General features: G+C 67.7%; 7 protein-coding genes. All 7 read right to left on the bottom strand.

The window, feature by feature from the left end; all coding sequences use genetic code 11:
* Positions 1-37: 37 nt before the first annotated feature.
* A complete protein-coding gene (locus ACIP8W_RS27820) occupies positions 38-10,822 on the bottom strand; it encodes an amino acid adenylation domain-containing protein (protein ID WP_402205083.1) in 10,785 nt (3,594 codons plus the stop codon).
* The gene (locus ACIP8W_RS27815) at positions 10,782-12,050 is read right to left on the bottom strand and encodes an MFS transporter (protein WP_402205081.1); all 1,269 of its coding nucleotides are present in this window, start codon (positions 12,048-12,050) and stop codon (positions 10,782-10,784) included. The genes ACIP8W_RS27820 and ACIP8W_RS27815 overlap by 41 nt, the downstream gene beginning before the upstream one ends.
* 688 nt (positions 12,051-12,738) lie before the next feature.
* Positions 12,739-13,929, bottom strand: coding sequence for a phosphonopyruvate decarboxylase (gene aepY / locus ACIP8W_RS27810; protein WP_402205079.1), 1,191 nt, complete (start codon positions 13,927-13,929; stop codon positions 12,739-12,741).
* Positions 13,926-14,831, bottom strand: coding sequence for a phosphoenolpyruvate mutase (gene aepX / locus ACIP8W_RS27805; RefSeq protein WP_402205077.1), 906 nt, complete (start codon positions 14,829-14,831; stop codon positions 13,926-13,928). The genes aepY and aepX overlap by 4 nt, the downstream gene beginning before the upstream one ends.
* A gap of 2 nt (positions 14,832-14,833) precedes the next feature.
* Positions 14,834-15,742: a transketolase family protein gene (locus ACIP8W_RS27800; protein WP_402205075.1), complete on the bottom strand. Its 909-nt coding sequence runs from the start codon at positions 15,740-15,742 to the stop codon at positions 14,834-14,836.
* Entirely contained in the window at positions 15,739-16,542 is an 804-nt protein-coding gene (locus ACIP8W_RS27795) for a transketolase (protein WP_402205074.1), read from the bottom strand. The genes ACIP8W_RS27800 and ACIP8W_RS27795 overlap by 4 nt, the downstream gene beginning before the upstream one ends.
* Positions 16,539-17,387 carry an aminotransferase class IV gene (locus ACIP8W_RS27790; RefSeq protein WP_402205072.1) on the bottom strand — a complete coding sequence of 283 codons (849 nt, stop codon included), beginning with the start codon at positions 17,385-17,387 and terminating at the stop codon, positions 16,539-16,541. Before ACIP8W_RS27790 ends, ACIP8W_RS27795 begins: the two co-directional genes overlap by 4 nt.
* Between the last annotated feature and the right edge of the window lie 131 nt (positions 17,388-17,518).

Genomic DNA, 17,518 nt, shown 5'->3' with positions numbered 1-17,518 from the left:
TGTTGATTCTTTACGGCCCCTTAGGCCCTTGTCCGGCTCAGAGACGTAGCAGGCTCCGCAGTGGACGCCAGTGGCTCTCCGTAGCATCCTGCAGGACTTCAGCGAAGCGTTGGCCCCATGTCTCAATTGTCGTCTGCTCGAACAGATCGGTGGAGTACTCGAAGGTGACGGTTATGGTGTCATCCCCGGGCGACAGGACCACGTAGAGCTCGTTCCGTGCTACGCCCGACGTGGGGAGGCCGCGTACCGTGGTTGTCGCCGATCGCAGGTCCAGCGCTGGTGGCGGTGTGGTGATCACGGTGAACAGTACGGTGGGGAACAGTGAGTCGGCGGTTCCGGGCGAAACGAGCTCCGCCACCTCGCTCAGCGGTAGTTCTTGGTGGTCGAGCACGGTGAAGAGGGTCGAGCCCAGCTGCTTCACGAGATCGGCGAATGTCTCGGCCTCGCCGAGCCGGGCGCGCAGCAGGATGGCGTCACCCAGCAGTCCGACCACGTCCGACCGCTCGCGTTGCGTGCGGTTCGCGCTGGACGCGGCCAGCACGACATCGTCAGGCCGGCCGCACAGTCGGGCCGCCCAGGTGGCGAACGCCGCGGCCAGCACGGTGTATGGGGTTGTCCCCAGGCGGGCTGCGGTGTCCGCGACCCGACCGGGTGTGTCTCCTTCGATGGTCCAGGTGTGCAGGGCGCCCCGGCCGGACAATGACTCAGGGCGCGGCCGGTCGTAGGGAAGCTCCAAACGCAGTGGTGCACCGTCGAGTTCGGTGCGCCAGAACTTCTCGAGTTCCGCCCTGCGCGTGTCGTCCAGCCGGTGTTCCGCTCGTGCGCAGTCCGTGAACTGCACTGCGGGTGGAGCCAGTGGGGCGTTGGTGCCGCTGCGCCGGGAGTTGTAGAGCTCCTGCAGTTCGTGCCAGATGATGCCCATGGACCAGCCGTCGCAGATCGCGTGGTGGAACACGGTCACCAGCACCCAGCGATCGGGGCCGAGTCGTGCCAGCCGGAAGCGGAACAGCGGCGCGCGGTCCATCGCGAACGCGGGGGACGCGTGGTCCAGACACCACCGTTCGACGAACGCGGCGTCCTTGGTGTGTTCGGTGAGATCGGTGACCGGCAGGTCCGCGGGGACGTCGGCCAGCACCTCGACGACGTACTGGCCGTCGCGCCGTACAGCCCTGCTGCGCAGCGCGTGGTGGCGCCCCACCAGGTCTTCCAGGGCGCGCGTGAGGATTCCGTGGTCCAAGTCGCCGTGCAGGTCGATGCGGTGGGCGACGTTGTAGACGGCGGGGTCGGTGAGCTGGTGATGCCGATGCCACAACCGGCGCAGAGTTGAGGGCATCGGCACGGTGTCCACGACCTCATCCGCGCCGGCGACGGGTTCGGACAGTTCGGGCCCGGACTGTTCCCGGCGTGCCGCGACGCCCCGGATGGTCGGATCCTGGAAGAAGTCGGCCATGGACACCTCGACGTCCAGCTGATCCGCCATCCGGTGCAGCAGTCTGATGGCGCTCAGGGAGTGGCCGCCGAGTTCGAAGAAGGAGCGGGTCACCGGCACCTGGTGCGCGCCGAGTTCGTCACACCACAGTTCGTGCAGGGACTTCTCCAGCCGGGTGGTGGGCTCCGCGTCCGCGCCCCGGGCCTCGTCAGCGGGCGCGGGCTCGGGCAGCCGGCCCCGGTCCAGCTTGCCGGAGGCGTTGACCGGGAGCCGCTCCAGGCTCACCCAGTGGCCCGGCACCAGGTGGTCGGGAAGTTCCGCGGAGAGCGTGGCACGCAGGCGGCGCAGGTCGTCGGCAGGTGTCTCGGGGACCACATAGGCGACGAACTCCACTTCTCCGTGCCGGTCGCGGCGGGGGACGACGGCCGCGTCGCGGACTCCGGGAAGCGCCGTCAGCGCTGTGAGAACCTCGGCGGGTTCGACCCGGTGACCGCGGATCTTGACCTGGTCGTCGGTTCGGCCGCAGTACTGGAGGGAGCCGTCCGTGCGCCAGCGTCCGAGGTCACCCGTCCGGTACAGCACCGATCCCGCAGAGTCGTCGAGGAAAGCCGCGGCCGTCTCGGCGGGCCGCGCGTGATAGCCGTGTGCGACCGGAGCACCGCTCACATGGATCTCGCCGACGGCGCCCACCGGCACCTCACGCCCGGCGCCGTCCCGCAGCAGAATCCGCGCCCCCGGCACCGGGGTACCGATCGGCGGCCACTCCTCGCCACCGGGGTCGACGCGGTGCGAGGTGACGATGACGGAGGTCTCCGTGGGGCCGTACTGGTTGTACAGGGCGCACTGTGGGTGCGCGGCGAGGAAGCGGCGGAACGCATCGGTGAGCTGCAGCGCCTCGCCCGCCGAGAACAGTTCGCGGAGGGAAGGCAGTTCGGGGCCGGTCCCGATCAGGTACTTCAGCGGCGTACAGGGCATGAACATCCGCTGCACGTCGTGGCGGCGAACCGCCTCCGCGACGGCCGCCGGATCGTGCCGCACCTCGTCATCGATCAGCACGAGCGCGGCTCCGGAGGCCAGCGTGGTGAAGATCTCCTGCACGCTGACGTCGAACGCGGGCGAGGTCCACTGCAGGGTACGCAGCGCGGGATGTTGTGCCACATGCCCGCGTACGAGGTTGACCGGTCCGCGGTGGGGCACGACGACTCCCTTGGGACGGCCGGTCGAGCCCGAGGTGTAGATGCAGTACGCCGGGTCCTCCGACCGCGCTCCGTCGTCCAGGACGTCGTCCGCTTCGTCCAAGTCACCCGCATCGTCCACCAGGTGTACAGGCCACCGGGCGGCGAGCTCTGGATGCCGGGCGAGGAGGGCATCAGATGTCAGCAGCAGGACAGGCATGCCGTCGTCGAGGAGGGCGGCGAGTCGCGGGGTGGGCACGGACGGGTCCAGGGGCAGATACGCGGCGCCGCTCTTGAGTACCCCCAGCAGCGCGGTGATCAGCTGCGTCCCGCGGGGCAGCAGTACTGCCACGCGCTCTCCGCGCGTCGCACCCCTGGCGCGCAGTTGCCGGGCGAGCCTTTCCGCGCGCGTGCCCAACTCCCCGTAGCTGAGCCTCTCTTCACCGCTCACCAGCGCGACGGCGTCCGGCGTGCGTCGCGCCTGCTGTTCGAAGAGCCCGTGCAGGGTGTCCTCGGCGTCGGGCAGTGGTGCGTCCCGGTGTCCCAGCCGTGCCAGGGCCGTCCGGTCGGTATCGGTGACCATGGTCAGTTCGCGCAACGGTGCGCCGGGAGCATCGAGGGCACGGCGCAGCGTCTGCTCGACGTAGTCCACAATGCGGCGCACTGTGCTCTCGTCGAACAGAGCCGTGTCGTACTCGACCATGAACCGCACACCGTCACGGTGGTGCGTGAGATACACGCTGAGGTCGAAGGGGGCGCGTTCGCTCGGCATATCCAGCAGTGCGGCCGTCAACCGGGGCGGGTCGAACTCCACCTCGCCCTCGTTCTCGTACTCCACCAACACCTGGAAGAGCGGATTGCGGCTCGGGTCGCGGCGCGGGTTCAGCGTGCCGACCAACTCGTCGAAGGGGACGGCGCGGTGTTCGTACGCCGAAGTGCTGCTCTCCCTCACCCGGTGCAGCAGCGTCGGGAAGTCCGGGTCGCCGGAGAGGTCCAGGCGCAGGGCCACGGTGTCGAGGAACAGGCCGATGTGGTGCTCTGCGTCGGAGGGCCGGGCGGCGACCGCGGTGCCGAGTACCACGTCCTCCTGTCCACTGAAGCGGCCGAGCACCGCCGCGATGGCACCGGTCAGCGTCATGAAGACCGTGGCTCGGTGTCCGGCGGCGAACGCCCGCAACCTGCCGACGAGTTCGGCGTCCAGCGCGTGGGTGAGGCTCGCCCCCGCCCCCGACCTGACCGGCGGACGTGGCCGGTCCGTGGGCAGCGAGAGTTCCGGGGCACCGCTGAGCTCGCGCCGCCAGAAGTCGAGGGACGCGGCAATCTCCGCGGGATCGGGCTCATTTGGCGCGTGCCCGCCGGTCAAGGGTGGCAGTTCGGTATCGCCGTGCGGCCAGGAGCGGTAACAGGCCGCAAGGTCGCGGGCCAGCACCGCTGTGGAAGACGAATCGAAGACGATGTGATGGGCCAGCAGAAAGAGGAGGTGTCGCTCTTCCGACAGGCGCAGCAGCCGGGCCGAGACCAGCGGTCCGGTGCTCAGGTCGAAGATCCGGCGTCCCTCGGTCTCCAGAACGCCGCGCAGCGCCTTCTCCTCCGATACCCCGCTGTGGTCGTCGACCGGACAGTCGAGGCGCGCCTGGGGACGGATTTCCTGGTATGGAATGCCGTCGGCGTCCGGGAACACGGTACGCAGCGCCGGATGCCGGTCCGTGACCCGTTGCAGTGCCCCTTGCAGCGCGGGCACGTTCAGTGGGCCGTCCAGCCGGATCGCCTTGGGCTCGTGGTACATGCTGGTACCGGGGTGGAGTTGCTCCAGGAACCAGATGCGGCGCTGGGCGGGCGACAGGGGCAGCCGCTTCGGCACAAGTGCCGCTCGCTGCCGAGCCGTCGGCTGCTCACGTCGCCGGACCCGGTCGAGCGCGGGCAGGGCCGCCAGTACCTTCTCCTTCGGCACGCCGAAGTCCACGAAGCAGGCGATCTCGTCCGCTCCTGCGTCCACCAGCCGACGCACCGTCTCGGCGGCCGTGTGCTCGTCGCCGATCAGCGCGCGGGAGTCGCAGTAGCGTTCGTAGGCGCGCCCGAGCAGGAACTCCACGTCGTCCTCGGAGGTGTTGTCCAGGTCGACCTCGAAGCCAAGGCTGTTGGTGACCTGGTCGAAAAGCGACAGCGAGGAGCGCAGGTAGGACACGAACGGCCGGTACGCCTCGGCCCGCGCCCGCTCGGCGTTGTCGCCGAGATAGGTGTGCACCAGCACCACAACTCTGCCCGCTGCGGGATCGAGCCCGTGCTCGGCGCGCGTGCGCCGGTACAGGGCGATGTTCTCCGCCAGCTGCTCGACGGTCTGCGTCATCAGATTGGTGACCACACCCAGGTCGTGGGCGGCAGCCTGACGGTAGCTGTCCGGGTTGCCCACCACAGCCACGTACATGGGGGGCTGTTCCTGCACAGGGCGGGGATACAGTCGGATCTCGGCAGGTTTGCCGTCGCCCGCGGTCACCGTGACCGGCTGCCCCGACCAGAGCTGCCGTACGGTGGCCAGCTGCTCGTACATCACCTCGCGGTGCCGGCCGAAGTGCTCCGGAGCGAGCGCGAAGTCGGTGGCGTGCCAGCCGCTCGCGAAGCACAGGCCCGCCCGTCCGCCGGAGATGTTGTCGACCATCGACCACTCTTCCGCGACCCGGATCGGGTGGTGCAGAGGCAGTACCACGGAACCCGCGTGCAGCCGGATACGGCTGGTCCTGGCTGCGAGCGCGGCGGCGAGCACGGAGGGGTTGGGGAAGAGCGCGCCGAAGGAGTTGAAGTGCCTCTCCGGGAACCACAGGGCGTGGAAACCGTGGTGGTCGGCGAAATCCGCGGCGTCCATGATCAGTGTGTATTTGTCGTGTTCGGCGTCCTCGGGGTAGTCGCCGAAGAAATACAGGCTGAAGTCGCATCCGGGTGAAAGGGCCGCCGGATGGCGTACCGCAGGCGCTGGTTCAGGCTCCGGCCTGGCCTTCGGCGGTACGGGTACGGGTACGGGGCTGGCGGCTGAGGTCCGCCGTGCCAGGGCCGGAGCGACGGCAGCGGCGGAGGAAGCGGACGCGAGCACGTCAAGCTGCCGGGAGATCACCCCGGTCACCTGATCGACGAGTTGCTCCGCCAGCCTCAGCTGCTGAGCGAACAGGTCGTGGTGCTCACCGGCAGCTTCGGGGACCGGCGCCGGTTCCCGAAGCTGCCGGTGCGTGGAGACGGTCGCCTCCGTCTCCACGCACGACTCCGCCGAAGGGACTTCGGTCGCGCCGCCCCGCAGCGACGCCAGGCGGTCGGCAAGCTTGCGCGGGGTGTCGGCCGAGGAGAACAGCTCCCTGATGGGTATGCGTACGCCGTACCGGTGTTCCAGCTCCGTCGTCATGCCCATCAGGGAGAGGGAGTCCGCGCCCAGCTCGAAGAACGAGCTGTCGGGTGCGACGTCCCCCGCCTCGCTGCCGAGTTTGTCGGCCGTCAGCTCCCGTACCAGATCAAGTAGTTCGCTCGGCGCAGCAGGCTCCGCGGGGGTGGCCGGTGGTTGCTGTGAGTGCCCGGGAGCCTGCGTCGGCAGGACGGATCGGGGTGCCACCCTGCGGCGCCGCAGGGGATGCCCAGGCAACGGCACCCTGCCTCCGTCTTCTGTGATCGCACGCCAGTCCAGCTCGGCGCCTTTGCGGTACAGCGAGCCCAGCGCCGTCAGGAGCCCGCGCACCTGGTCGGCTCGCGTGCCCTGGCCCTGCCCGCTCACCCAGCGGCTCTCAGGGAAGCAGTGCCTGCCGAGGCCGGCGAGAGTGTCCCCGGAACCGATCTCCACGAAGTCCTCGCACCCGTGCTCCGCTGCGGCTGCCATGGCCAGATCGAAGCGGACCGGCTGCCGCGCCTGTCGGCAGAGGTAGTCCGCGTCGACGGTCCAGCCCGCCGGACGCAGTTCGCCGTCGGCGGCGGTGACCAATGGCACGCGCAGCGGCTCGTACGTCACGCGCTCCGCTTGCAAGCGGAAGTCGCGCAGCGCCGGCTCTACCGCGGCCGAGTGGAAGGCCCGGTCGACGGCGAGCGCCTGCCATCGCAGCCCTTCCTGATCCAGCAGGCGCATCGTCTGCTCGACGGCCTGTGGTGAGCCGGAGAGCACCTGGGAGTGCGGCCCGTTGACTGCGGCCAGTTCGGCTCCGGTGGCCTGTGCGATGCGCTGCGCGACCGCTGTGTCGGCGCGGACCGCCAGCATGCCGCCGGGCGGGCAGAGGGTGTGCATCAGCCTGCCGCGCCATGCGGTGAGCCGCAGTCCCTCCTCGAAGGTCAGGGCGCCGCCCGCATACAGGGCCGCGTACTCGCCGACACTGTGGCCGAGCAGCAGCGTGGGGCGGATACCGGCGGTGCGCCACACCTCGACCAGTGCCGACTGGTGTGCGAAGAGGGCAGCCTGGGCCGTCTCGGTGGACCACACATGGCCTTCAGCCGCGGACTGGTCCGGCTCGTCGAGCAGGAGCGGGAGCAGGGTGCCGCCGAACTCGTCGGCGTAGATCTCCTCGCACCGGTCGAGCGTGCGCCGGGCCGCGGAATACGCGGCGTAGAGACCGCTCGCCATGCCGGGGCGGGCGCTGCCCTGTCCGGAGAAGGCGAACGCGAGCGGACCGAGCGGACCGGACGGTACCGACTGCCCTTGCAGAGCGCGGGCGAGTTCCTCGGCCGTGCGGCCTACGGCTGCGGTCCGTGCCGGACGGTGTGGCCTGCCGAGTGCCATGGTGGCCGCAATGTCCCTGGCCGCGAGTTCCGGCCGCTGTCGCAGCCGGTCCCTGAGCCGTTCGGTCAGTGCGCCCAGAGCCTGCGCGTCGCGGGCCGACACCGGAACGAGTACGGGCAAGTCAGTCTCAGCGGCCAGGGGCGCTGTCGGCGACGGGGGCTCCTCCAACACCACATGGGCGTTGGTGCCGCCGACCCCGAGAGCGCTGACCCCGGCCCGCCGTGGCACACCGTGCGGCGACGGCCATGGCCGCAGCTCGGTTCCCAGCGCCAACGGACCGTCTGCCAGAGGAAGTTCGGGGTTAGGGCGGGTCAGATGCAGCGTCGGCACCAGCGTGCGGTGCCGCAGCATGAGGACCGTCTTGATCAGCCCGGCCATTCCGGCACAGCTGTCGAGGTGCCCGATGTTCGGCTTCACTGATCCGACGGTGCAGAAGGCAGTGTTGGGTGTGCCTTCGCCAAGGGCCCGGCTCAGTGCTTCGAGCTCGATCGGATCGCCGAGCCTGGTGCCGGTCCCGTGCGCTTCCACGTACGAGATCGTGCCCGCGGGGACAGCCGCCCTGCGCAACGCCTGACGTACGACCTCGACCTGCCCCGCGACGCCGGGAGCGCTGAAGCCCACCTTTTCCGCACCGTCGTTGTTGACCGCGGAGCCCAGAATCACCGCGTGCACGGTGTCACCGTCGGCCAGTGCCCGGTCGAGTCGCTTCAGCAGGACGGCGGCCACGCCGTTGCCGCCCACGGTCCCGTCGGCGTCCGCGTCGAAGGCCCGGCAGCGTCCGGTGGGCGACAGGATGGAGCCAGGATGACTGCGGTAACCCGTCTCCTGGGGGAGGTGCACAGCGGCGGCGCCCGCAAGCGCCAGGTCCGACTCACCGCTCAGCAGGGACTGGACCGCGAGGTGCACGGCGACCAGCGAGGTGGAGCAGGCCGTCTGCACGCCGATGGCGGGGCCGGTGAGCCCGAGCCGGTAGGCGGCTCGGGAGGCGAGGAAGTCCGGCTGCTGCCCGACGGCGGCCTGCATGCCGGTGGCGGGGTCGCTCCCGTCGTACGGGGCACCGGCCGCCGAAGGCTGCTGGTGGTCGTAGAGGTTCATGCCCGAACCCGCGAACACCCCGATGCTGGTGCCCGGTTCAGCCGCAGCGTAACCGCCGTCCTCAAGCGCCTCGTGGCAGCACTCCAGGAACAGCCGGTGCGCGGGGTGCGTGAGCCCCGCCTCCTTGGGGCTTATCCCGAAGAAGTCCGCGTCGAATTCGTCGACGCCGTCGAGGACCCCGGCGACAGGCACCAGGTCAGGTGCGCGACGCTGCTCCGGGGACAGCCCGGCCGCCGCGAGCTCTTCCTCGTCGAAGACACGGATGCTGTCCACGCCGTCCCGCAGGTTGGCCCAGAACCGTTCCACCGTGTCGGCGCCCGGGAAGCGCAAGGAGAGTCCGACGATCGCGATGCGGTGGTCGGCTATGTTTTCGGAGCCGTCGGCGGACTCGGCACTGGTGTAGGCGGGTACCGGCGGCACCCCGGCGGCTTCGGCCACATGCGCGGCGAGCGCGGCGGCCGTGGGATGTTCGAAGAACGCGGTCTGCGTGATCGTCGTTGCGAACCGCGACTCAAGGCGCGCCCGCAGGCGTACGAGGAGCACGGACGTCAGGCCCTGTTCGTAGAACGGCGTGTCCACCTCCGCTCGGTGCCCCAGCACGGCGGACAACTCCTCCTGCACTGCCCGCGCCAACTCGTCGGGGTCCGCCGCGACGCGCAGGGGGGGTGCCGTCCGTAGCCCGCCGTCGATCAGGCGGTCCCTGAGTTCGGTACGGCGCACCTTTCCCGCGGGCGTCCTCGGGAACTCGCCGTGCGGAATGGGCAGGACATGGGCGGCGGTGAGGCGGAGCCGGGAGAACAGCGCCGCCTTCACTTCCCGTGTGATGCGCGCGTCGTCGTGGACGCCGCGGCTCACGAAGAACAGGGCCAGCTCCTCCGTTCCGCTCTCCGGGTGCGGAACGCCGCAGGCCGCGACCTCCCCTGCCCGGATGCCGGCGACGGTGGTGGCGGCTTCCTCGACCTCGTGGCAGTAGATGTTGTGCCCGTTGATGATGATCATGTCCTTGCGCCGGCCAGTGACCACGACCTGTCCCGCATCGAGAAAAGCCAGATCACCGGTGTCCAGCCAGTCACGTCCGCCGGGGAAGGCCGCCTCGTCCGCCGACGGGTTGTTCACATAGCCCGGGATCAGACGGGCGGGCGAGTGCACTTGAAGCCGACCGATCCGGCCTTCGGGCGCCGGATCGCCACGGTCGTCCACGATGCGCAGGGTGACCCCGTGCGCCGGCGAGCCCGCCGCGACGAAGGTGACGCAGTCGCGCTCGGGTGTCTGCTCGTCGGCCCGTATCAGGTCGCCGCTCAGGCTGCTCTTGAGGAGGCGGTGCACGGTTCCCGGCCGGTCGAGTCGGCCGTAGGTGACGGCCGTGACCGTCTCGGCCATGCCCCACGCCGGAACGATGTGCCCCTCTCGGATTCCGTGCGCGGCTGTCGCGTCAAGGAAGCGGCGCAGCACCGGCAGGGCGATCTGCTCGCCCCCGCAGACCAGGGATTTGACACGGCCGAAGTGCCAGCTGCCCTCCGGCCGTTCGGCGAGGGCGTCCGCGACGAGCTGGTAGGCGAACGTCGGCGCCCAACTGTGCTGCGCCTCGTACTCGTCGAGGAGGTCGAGCCAGCGCAGCGGTTCGGCCAGGACCAGATCGGTCGGTGCGTGGACGTTGGTGCATCCCGCGAAGACCGCGAGAAGATGATACAGCAGAAACGCGCCGCTGTGGTCGACTGGCAGCCAGTTCACCATGGTGTCGTCCGGGCCGACATCCAGGATGCGCCGGCTGCTCGCGGCGAAGTCCGCCAGCCCGGCGTGCGTCAGCTGCGCGGCCTTGGGCACACCGGTACTGCCGGAGGACAGCATCAGCAGCGCGACGTCGGATGCGGACGGCTCAGCGTGATCGTCCGCAGGCAGCGCGTTCAGGCAGTCCTGCGCCACCGCGACCCGCAGCTGCGGAGCCGTCCGGGCCAGAGCCGCCGCCCCGGCCGCGTCGCTGAGTACCAGTGGCTGGTCCAGCAACGTACAGGCGTGCAGCAGGCGTTCCAGCGCAGGAGAGCCCTCGGCGGCGCGCTCCGCGATGGCCATCGGCCGGGCACCACCGAGCACACCGGCCCAGAAGGCGGGGAAGAACTCGTCCAGCGGCAATCCGCACAGCACCAGCACGTCACCGGCGCGCAGCCCGCGCTCCCGCAGCCCGGTGAGCATCCGGCGAGCCCGGGCCAGCAGTTCGGGATACGGCAGCTCGGTCGCGGAACCGTCCGGGGCGATGGTGACGACCGCCGCGTCAGAGCCGGAACCCGCAGCGCGCAGCAGCGCCTGCACGGCACTCCGCGGATCGTCCTCGGTGTGCTCCGGCTCAGGCCCTCGGCAGAGGGTCTGCCCCCGTACGTGTTCCATGTGCGTCCTCTCCGTCTTCTTTGCTGGTGGACGACAGCGGCGCAGCCGTGCCGCGGCGGGTGGCGGTGACCAGCAGAGCCAGTGCCCCGCACACCGCCGCGCCGTGGAAGGCGGCCACGACGGTCAGGGCGGGAAGTACCTCGAGAGCCGCGGCCGCGGCGACCGTTCCCAGCGCGAATCCGGACTGCTCCGCCGTGGCGGACCATCCGAACAGTCGGCTGCGCTGCAGGTCGGGGGCCGCCTGCAGGCGCGAGGTGTAGATGATCTCGGTGCAGCCGTCGGCGAATCCCGCCGACGCAGCCGCCACTATCAGTGCCGGAGTGGGCAGTCCGGCGAACGCGACCACGAAGGAGAGCGACATCAAGCAGGTGGCGACCGCGAACATGCGCTCGCCCCACGCTGCCGCGTCCCGCCTGCGTTTGAGCACCTGGTGGGCGACGAGGGTACCTATCGCCCAGGCCACCCAGAACTGGGTCATGAGCACTGCCGGGCTGGACGGGGTGGTGGAGTGCGCGACTACGGGCAAGGCCACATTGTGTGAGGAGGAGGCCAGGGCGTCGACTCCTCTGAGCAGGATCATGCCCATCAGAAGAGCGGGCACGCCTGCTGTCGCGTGTCGTATCCGGATACGGCACGACCGGGAGAGCAGCGGCCCGGCGCTTCTCCGGCCGTCGGGCTCGGCGTCTTCCTCGGAGTTGCCGGTTCCCACCTCGTCCGTGCGCGGGCGCAGGACCAGCAGCACGGTGGCGGACACCATGAAGCTTGCGGCGTTGACGGCGAACGCGGCGGTGTAGCCGCCCAGGCCGATGACCGGCGCTGCCGAGGCGAAGCCGAGCACCGTGGCGAAGGACCGCGCCGTGACCAGCAACCCGTTCGCATGAGAGCGGGCATCCTGGCCGACCATGACCGGAACCGCGCTACGCAGGGCAACGGTGAAAAACGTGTTCCCCGCGCCCAGGACCATGACCACGCAGGCGAGCAGCCACAGCGGCATCCGCGAGACGCACAGCGCCAGCACGGTCATGGCGGCGGCCTGGGCGACGTCCGCGCAGATCATCGAGGTCCGCCGCGCGACCCTGGCCGACAGCGCCCCTGCAGTGAGCCCGGCCAGGAAACCGGAGAACAGTCGTAACGCCATGACCGCGCCGACACCGAACGCGGTACCCGTGACGTCGTAGGCGAACAGACTCAGCGCGATCAGGTTGAGGTAATTACCGTAGCCGGACATGGCGCAGGCGGACACAATTGCCCGGAACTGCCAATCCACACCCCCCACTTGAGCACCCATCAGCCTAGTTACTGACTTGAAATTCTCTTGATATTGCCCAGTACCCGACTCGGAGTCCCCAGTTTCGTCGGAGCAGTCAGGATTTCCAGTGAGCCCTCTTCCGGGCACATGTGGCCACCTATAGCCGCAGCGCCGGTTTGACTCTACTTCCTAATTACCGACGGAGTTCAGAAGGCATCAGCGGCCACGTGGCCGATCACGATAATGCCATTTCTTCACGTAAGGTTGGAACGAGCGGAAGAACATGAGGAAATCCATACCGTCCATGCCGAGCTACTTGCTCCACTCGCCCACTTCCGGCCGAAGGCTCCCGGCCAGCTCGCGCCCTCCTCATTTGGAGCGAAGGTGTCAATAACCTCGGCTAGGCCCTGCCTTGGTTCAAGGAATGTCATCCAGGTGCCAGCGGACAAGGAGCGAATCCTCGCGGCATTCCCCGCCGCCCCGGAGGATGGCGCGAAGCCTACCCGAAGCATTTCTCGCGCCTCGGCAGTCTGATATCGTTCAACTGTTTTAAGGAACTCCGCCAGACGCTCGCCCTCTATTGTGCAGCCGAGGGCCGCGTAATGGTTCATAAGTGATGTGAGGGCGCTCTGTACCTCACTACGTGCGAGCCAGGAATCGTCAGGTGTCACGGGCTGTTCCTTTCGATGATTAGATCATTTCTTGTTCGTGACGACTCGACTCCATGGGCGAGGAATTCCTTAAAACGGTGCGCAACATCTTGGGGGTGCACATCGGGGCGCGCGAGTTTGGGTAGCGATCCCGGGCGGATCTTCAGGTGCACCAGCGATGGGCCGGTCTCGCGTAGACTTGCTCGCATTGCCGAGACGAACTCGCTTGTGCTGCGGCAGTCGTAAACGTGTCGGTATCCGCAAGCCACCGCTATGGCCGGGAAGTCAGCGTACGCGGAGAGGCTGAGCTGCCCCCCGGTCGAATCATGTACACCGTTGTCAAGGAGAACATGTGTCAGTCCTGGGCCGGCATGCGCGCCTATCGCGGCGAAGGTGCCCAGACGCATGAGTGCGGCAGCGTCCCCGTCGACGACAACAACTGGTTTCGCAGTGTGTCGCGACACGCCTAGGCCGACGGCGCTCGCGGACCCCATAGCTCCCACCAAGTAGAAGTGCTGGGGCCGATCGGTGATGGTGAAAAGTTCTCTGCTGGTCTTGCCGGTGGTCGAGATGACCGCGGCGTGCTCCGGCAGGGTTTCTAGCAGAGCGTTGAGGGCTGCGAACCTGGTGGGCCTGTCTACAGCCGTATCCCGCGCCACCGTGTGGGGGGCAGGAAAGCGGGGCGGTGGCGGTTCACTCAACCCCTCGGCCGCGACGGTGCCGTCGCGCAGTACGAAAGCGAAAGGCAGCGAGCTGCCCTCCATTTCCTCCCATCCTTGCCGAAGAGTCTCCTCCACCGAGGCTGACTCAGACGGGAGAACAGTGTTGCGGATCCGCATCAGAGACAGCAACTCCAGCGTGATGTCGCCCATGAGCTCGTGCTGCGGTTCGTCGGGGCGGCCTGGCTCGCCGCGCCATGTCACAAGGATGGGCACCGGAATCCGTGCCGGGCAGTTCAGGGACGTCAGAGGGTTGACCATGTTACCCAGCCCTGAATTCTGGGCGATAACACATGTGGTCGCACCAGCCAGCCAACTACCCGTGGCCGACGCTACGGCTTCCCCCTCCTGCGACGCGCGCACGTAGCGCACCCTGGGGTCGGTTGCCACCATGTTGATCACTGGGGTGAGGTAGGAACACGGCACTCCTACGATCTCCGAAACCCCGCGCTTCGAGAGCTGGTCGAGGAGAAAGCCAGCCGAAATCACAGTTGGTATCGCTCCTCATCCTTCGCCAGTTGGTCGTACGCCAAGAGCTCAAACACCTCTGCAAGAGAGGCAATCGTCTCCTCCACGGCGGTCGGCCCGTGGGCGTACATCAACCGGCAGGCCTCACGCATCGCGGCAACTGCGGCACGCATGCTCTGATTTGCCCAGATGACGCCGCCTATCCCCATCTCCTCATAGGTCTGTTGAGGGGTGCGGTAGTAGGTGGTGGGGCAGATGACGACCGGGAGACGGTCATCCCATTCCCGCACGAAATCTGCTATCTCATCAACTGTTGACTTACGCGAGTGGATGAAGATAGCGTCCGCGCCGGCCTGGCGGTAAGCCTCGGCCCTCTGCAGTGCTTCGCTGATCTCCAAGCCTGCAATCAAGGCTTCCGTTCGGGCTACCACGACAAACGATGGATCGCGCAGGGACTCACGGCAGGCGCGCAGTTTGCCGCAGAATTCGGAAACCGGGGCGAGTTTGTGGTTGTTTCCGACAAACGAGTTCATCTTCGGAAAGACCTTGTCCTCAAGGCAGATGCCCGCGGCCCCTAGGCGTTCCGCCTGGCGAGCGAAGCGCCGGGCGGTATTGAAGTTGCCGTAGCCCGTATCACCGTCGACGAGAACAGGCAGCGGGGTCGCCTCGACGATGCGAGAGGCGACGGCCAGCAGATCGGTCCAGGACGCTTCGTCGCTGTCACGCACGCCCAGGACCGAGGACATACACAGTCCTGAGGCCCAGAGGGCGTCGAAGCCGGCGTCGGCGGCGATCCTTGCACTCAGACCATCGTGTGCACCCATGATCTTCGCAGGGGTACCCTGTGTAAGCAGTTGGCGCAGTCTCACTCCCGGGTGGATGGCGCGAGTGACGTCCTGCTGGGCGGTGTAGGAGATAGTCATGTTCACCTGCCGATGTCGTTGACCGCAGAGGCAATGCTCTGAGGAGTGAGGCCATAGCGGGTCATCAGGTTGGAATAGCTGCCGGAGACTGTGAACTCGTGGGGGAGTCCGATGCGGCGGCATTTTGGCCCACCGTGTTCAGCCGTCCATTCGGCGACGGTGCTGCCTACGCCCCCTCGCAGTGAGTGCTCTTCGACGGTGACCAGAGCCCGCGCCCGCTCGGCCACCATCCCCAGCGCCTCGTACGGAAATGGGGAGAGCACCAAGGGGTTGAAGACACCGGTGCGTGGACGCACCAACTCCAGAGCCTCGAGCGCGAGGCTACTGGTCGTCCCGGCGGCCACCACGACCACCTCGGGCTCGGGCGGTCCCCAGTAGCGCCATCCCGCGGCGACACCACCGGAGTCGGGTACCGGCAGATCAGCAAAGGTCTCTCTACTGAGTCTCACGTAGTGGGGTGTGCCTGAGGTGAGTGCCCTGTGCAGTAGCGGCTCGGTGTCGCCGTCACAGGCAGGGGCCAGCAGAGTCAGGTGGGGTATGCCGCGCAAAGCTGCGATGTCGCTGATCGAGTGGTGGCACGCCCCTTCGCGGCTTCCGGAAATTCCGGCGTAGTGACCTACCAGCACTACGCCCAGGTTCTGATAAGCCACCGAGTGCGTGATCTGGTCGAGTGCCCGGTTGACAAGCATGGACGCGAAGGCACAGACCACCGGTCTGCAGCCAGCCAGGGCGAGGCCGGCCGCGACGCTCACGAGGTTCTGCTCGGCGATGCCCACGTTAAAGAAGGACTGCGGGTGCTGCGTAGCGAAGAGATCGGTCTTGGTTGACGTCGCATTGTCACCGTCAAGGACGACGAGATGCTCGATCTTCTCCTTGAGCACGATCAGCGAGTCGCCAAATGTTGCCCTCACCGGTCTGCTCCTTCGGTGTCGAGTTGCTGGACGTAGCGGCGCAGAAGACCAGCGTCCTTGACCGAGTGCCAGGGGGAGTCACCCTCCATGAAGGGCACCCCATGCCCTTTGTGGGTATGGGCAATAACTACGCTGGGCTGGCCTGGGCGGGTAAGCACCGCGGCCTGGATGGCGGGTGCGTCATGGCCGTCGATCTCCTGCACATGCCAGCCGAAGGCCCGCCACCGGTCGGCCAGGGGCTCAAGTGTCATGACGGCTTCTGTAGGCCCGTCGTGTTGGTAACGATTTCGGTCGACGATGGCTGTGATATTGCACAGGTTGTAGTGGGATGCCGTGGCTGCAGCTTCCCAGACCTGGCCTTCCTGAAGCTCACCGTCTCCGAGGAGTACGTACACATGGGCGGGGTTGTCACGCAGACGCATGCCTAGTGCCAGTCCGACTGCCTGGGACAGTCCTTGGCCTAGAGAGCCGGAACTAGCTTCGACGCCGGGCGTACGCAGGCGGTCGGGATGTCCCTGAAGAATCGAGTCGGGCTCTCGAAGCCGACGGTCCTCGCCCTCTGGGAAGAGGCCTTGCTCCTCAAGACAAACGTATAGGGCTGGCGCTGCGTGCCCCTTGGACAGCAGAAATCGGTCGCGTTGTTCGTCCTGTTCACGGATGCCGCGCAGGACCTGCTGGTACAGCACCTGGAGGATGTGCAGGCAAGAGAGGGAACTGCCCGGATGCCCGGAACCCGCATCGGCGATGAGTTTCAGGACGCGGTGTCGGAGAGCCGCAATGTCGGTCTCGGTGTCCGTCACAACGCCTCCTCGGGTGACGACGTCGGCTCGTCAGCCAGTGACGTGAGGCACTCATGGTCTGGGTGTTCCTCAGGCAGCCGCGTGTAGCGCCGCTGTATTTGTGCCGCCAAAGGGGAGGGACCGAAGCGGCGCCCGTCCAAGGAATCGGCCACTACCACGCCGAGAGAGGAACTAGTGAGCAGGAGCGCCTCTGCCTGGTCCAGTTCCTTGCGATGAATCGGCCGCTCCTCCCACGGAATGCCGTCCTCGACGGCGAGCCGTCGCAGAATCCGTTTGGTGATGCCCGGCAGGGCGCCTTCGTTGAGCGGGGGGGTGCACAGAGTTCCATCCTTGACCATGACAATGTTGGAGCGCGTGGCTTCGGAGACCCGCTGGTGTTCGTTGAGGACCACTAGGTCGTCGTATCCCGCTTCCCGCGCGGCGACCACGTCGCGACGCACGCGCAGGTATGTGCTGGGGCTCTTGAGGGCTCGGGGCAGGTCGCCTTCGGCTCTGCGGACGGTCTTCGTTGTCATTAGGTGCGGTGCGGCTGGTGCGTAACCAGCCACGGGGAGGGCGAAAACGCTTAGTGAGGATTGCCGCGAACCGATATCGTGGCCTGTTCCGTAGGCGAGCATGCGTACGCGGACGAATGTGCGGCCGCGGCACCGTCGCAGCACCGCCCAGATGCCGGCGGTGATCTCGGCGTCTGAGGGCAAGGTCAGGAGTGCTTCTTCTGCAGACTCCTTGAAACGCTCAATGTGCTCGGCCAGGCCATATACGAGGCTGGCCGCATCAGCGTGCCAGGCCCGGCAGTTGTCGAAGACGGAGGCGCCGTAGAGTGCAGCACTGGTGTACAGAGGCATTGCAGGGTCTTGCACCCAGCGTCCGTCTATCCAAGCTCCGGTCTTCCATAGGGACGCATCCGTCGCTGGTTGCCCGATCTCGTCCGCCTGCACGTCGTCTTTGCCTCTCGCCAATTGTCGTCACGCCGCCT

Source organism: Streptomyces sp. NPDC088554, assembly GCF_044752945.1.
GTDB lineage: Bacteria > Actinomycetota > Actinomycetes > Streptomycetales > Streptomycetaceae > Streptomyces.
The sequence above is the reverse complement of the archived record's forward strand: the minus strand, read 5'-3'. Positions and strand labels throughout refer to the sequence as shown.

Bases quoted from the DNA above. Each gene is read 5' to 3' on its own strand.
- ACIP8W_RS27820 (WP_402205083.1), bottom strand. From the start codon at position 10,822: ATGGAACACGTACGGGGGCAGACCCTCTGCCGAGGGCCTGAGCCGGAG.
- ACIP8W_RS27815 (WP_402205081.1), bottom strand. From the start codon at position 12,050: ATGTCCGGCTACGGTAATTACCTCAACCTGATCGCGCTGAGTCTGTTC.
- aepX (WP_402205077.1), bottom strand. From the start codon at position 14,831: ATGACTATCTCCTACACCGCCCAGCAGGACGTCACTCGCGCCATCCAC.
- ACIP8W_RS27790 (WP_402205072.1), bottom strand. From the start codon at position 17,387: ATGCCTCTGTACACCAGTGCTGCACTCTACGGCGCCTCCGTCTTCGAC.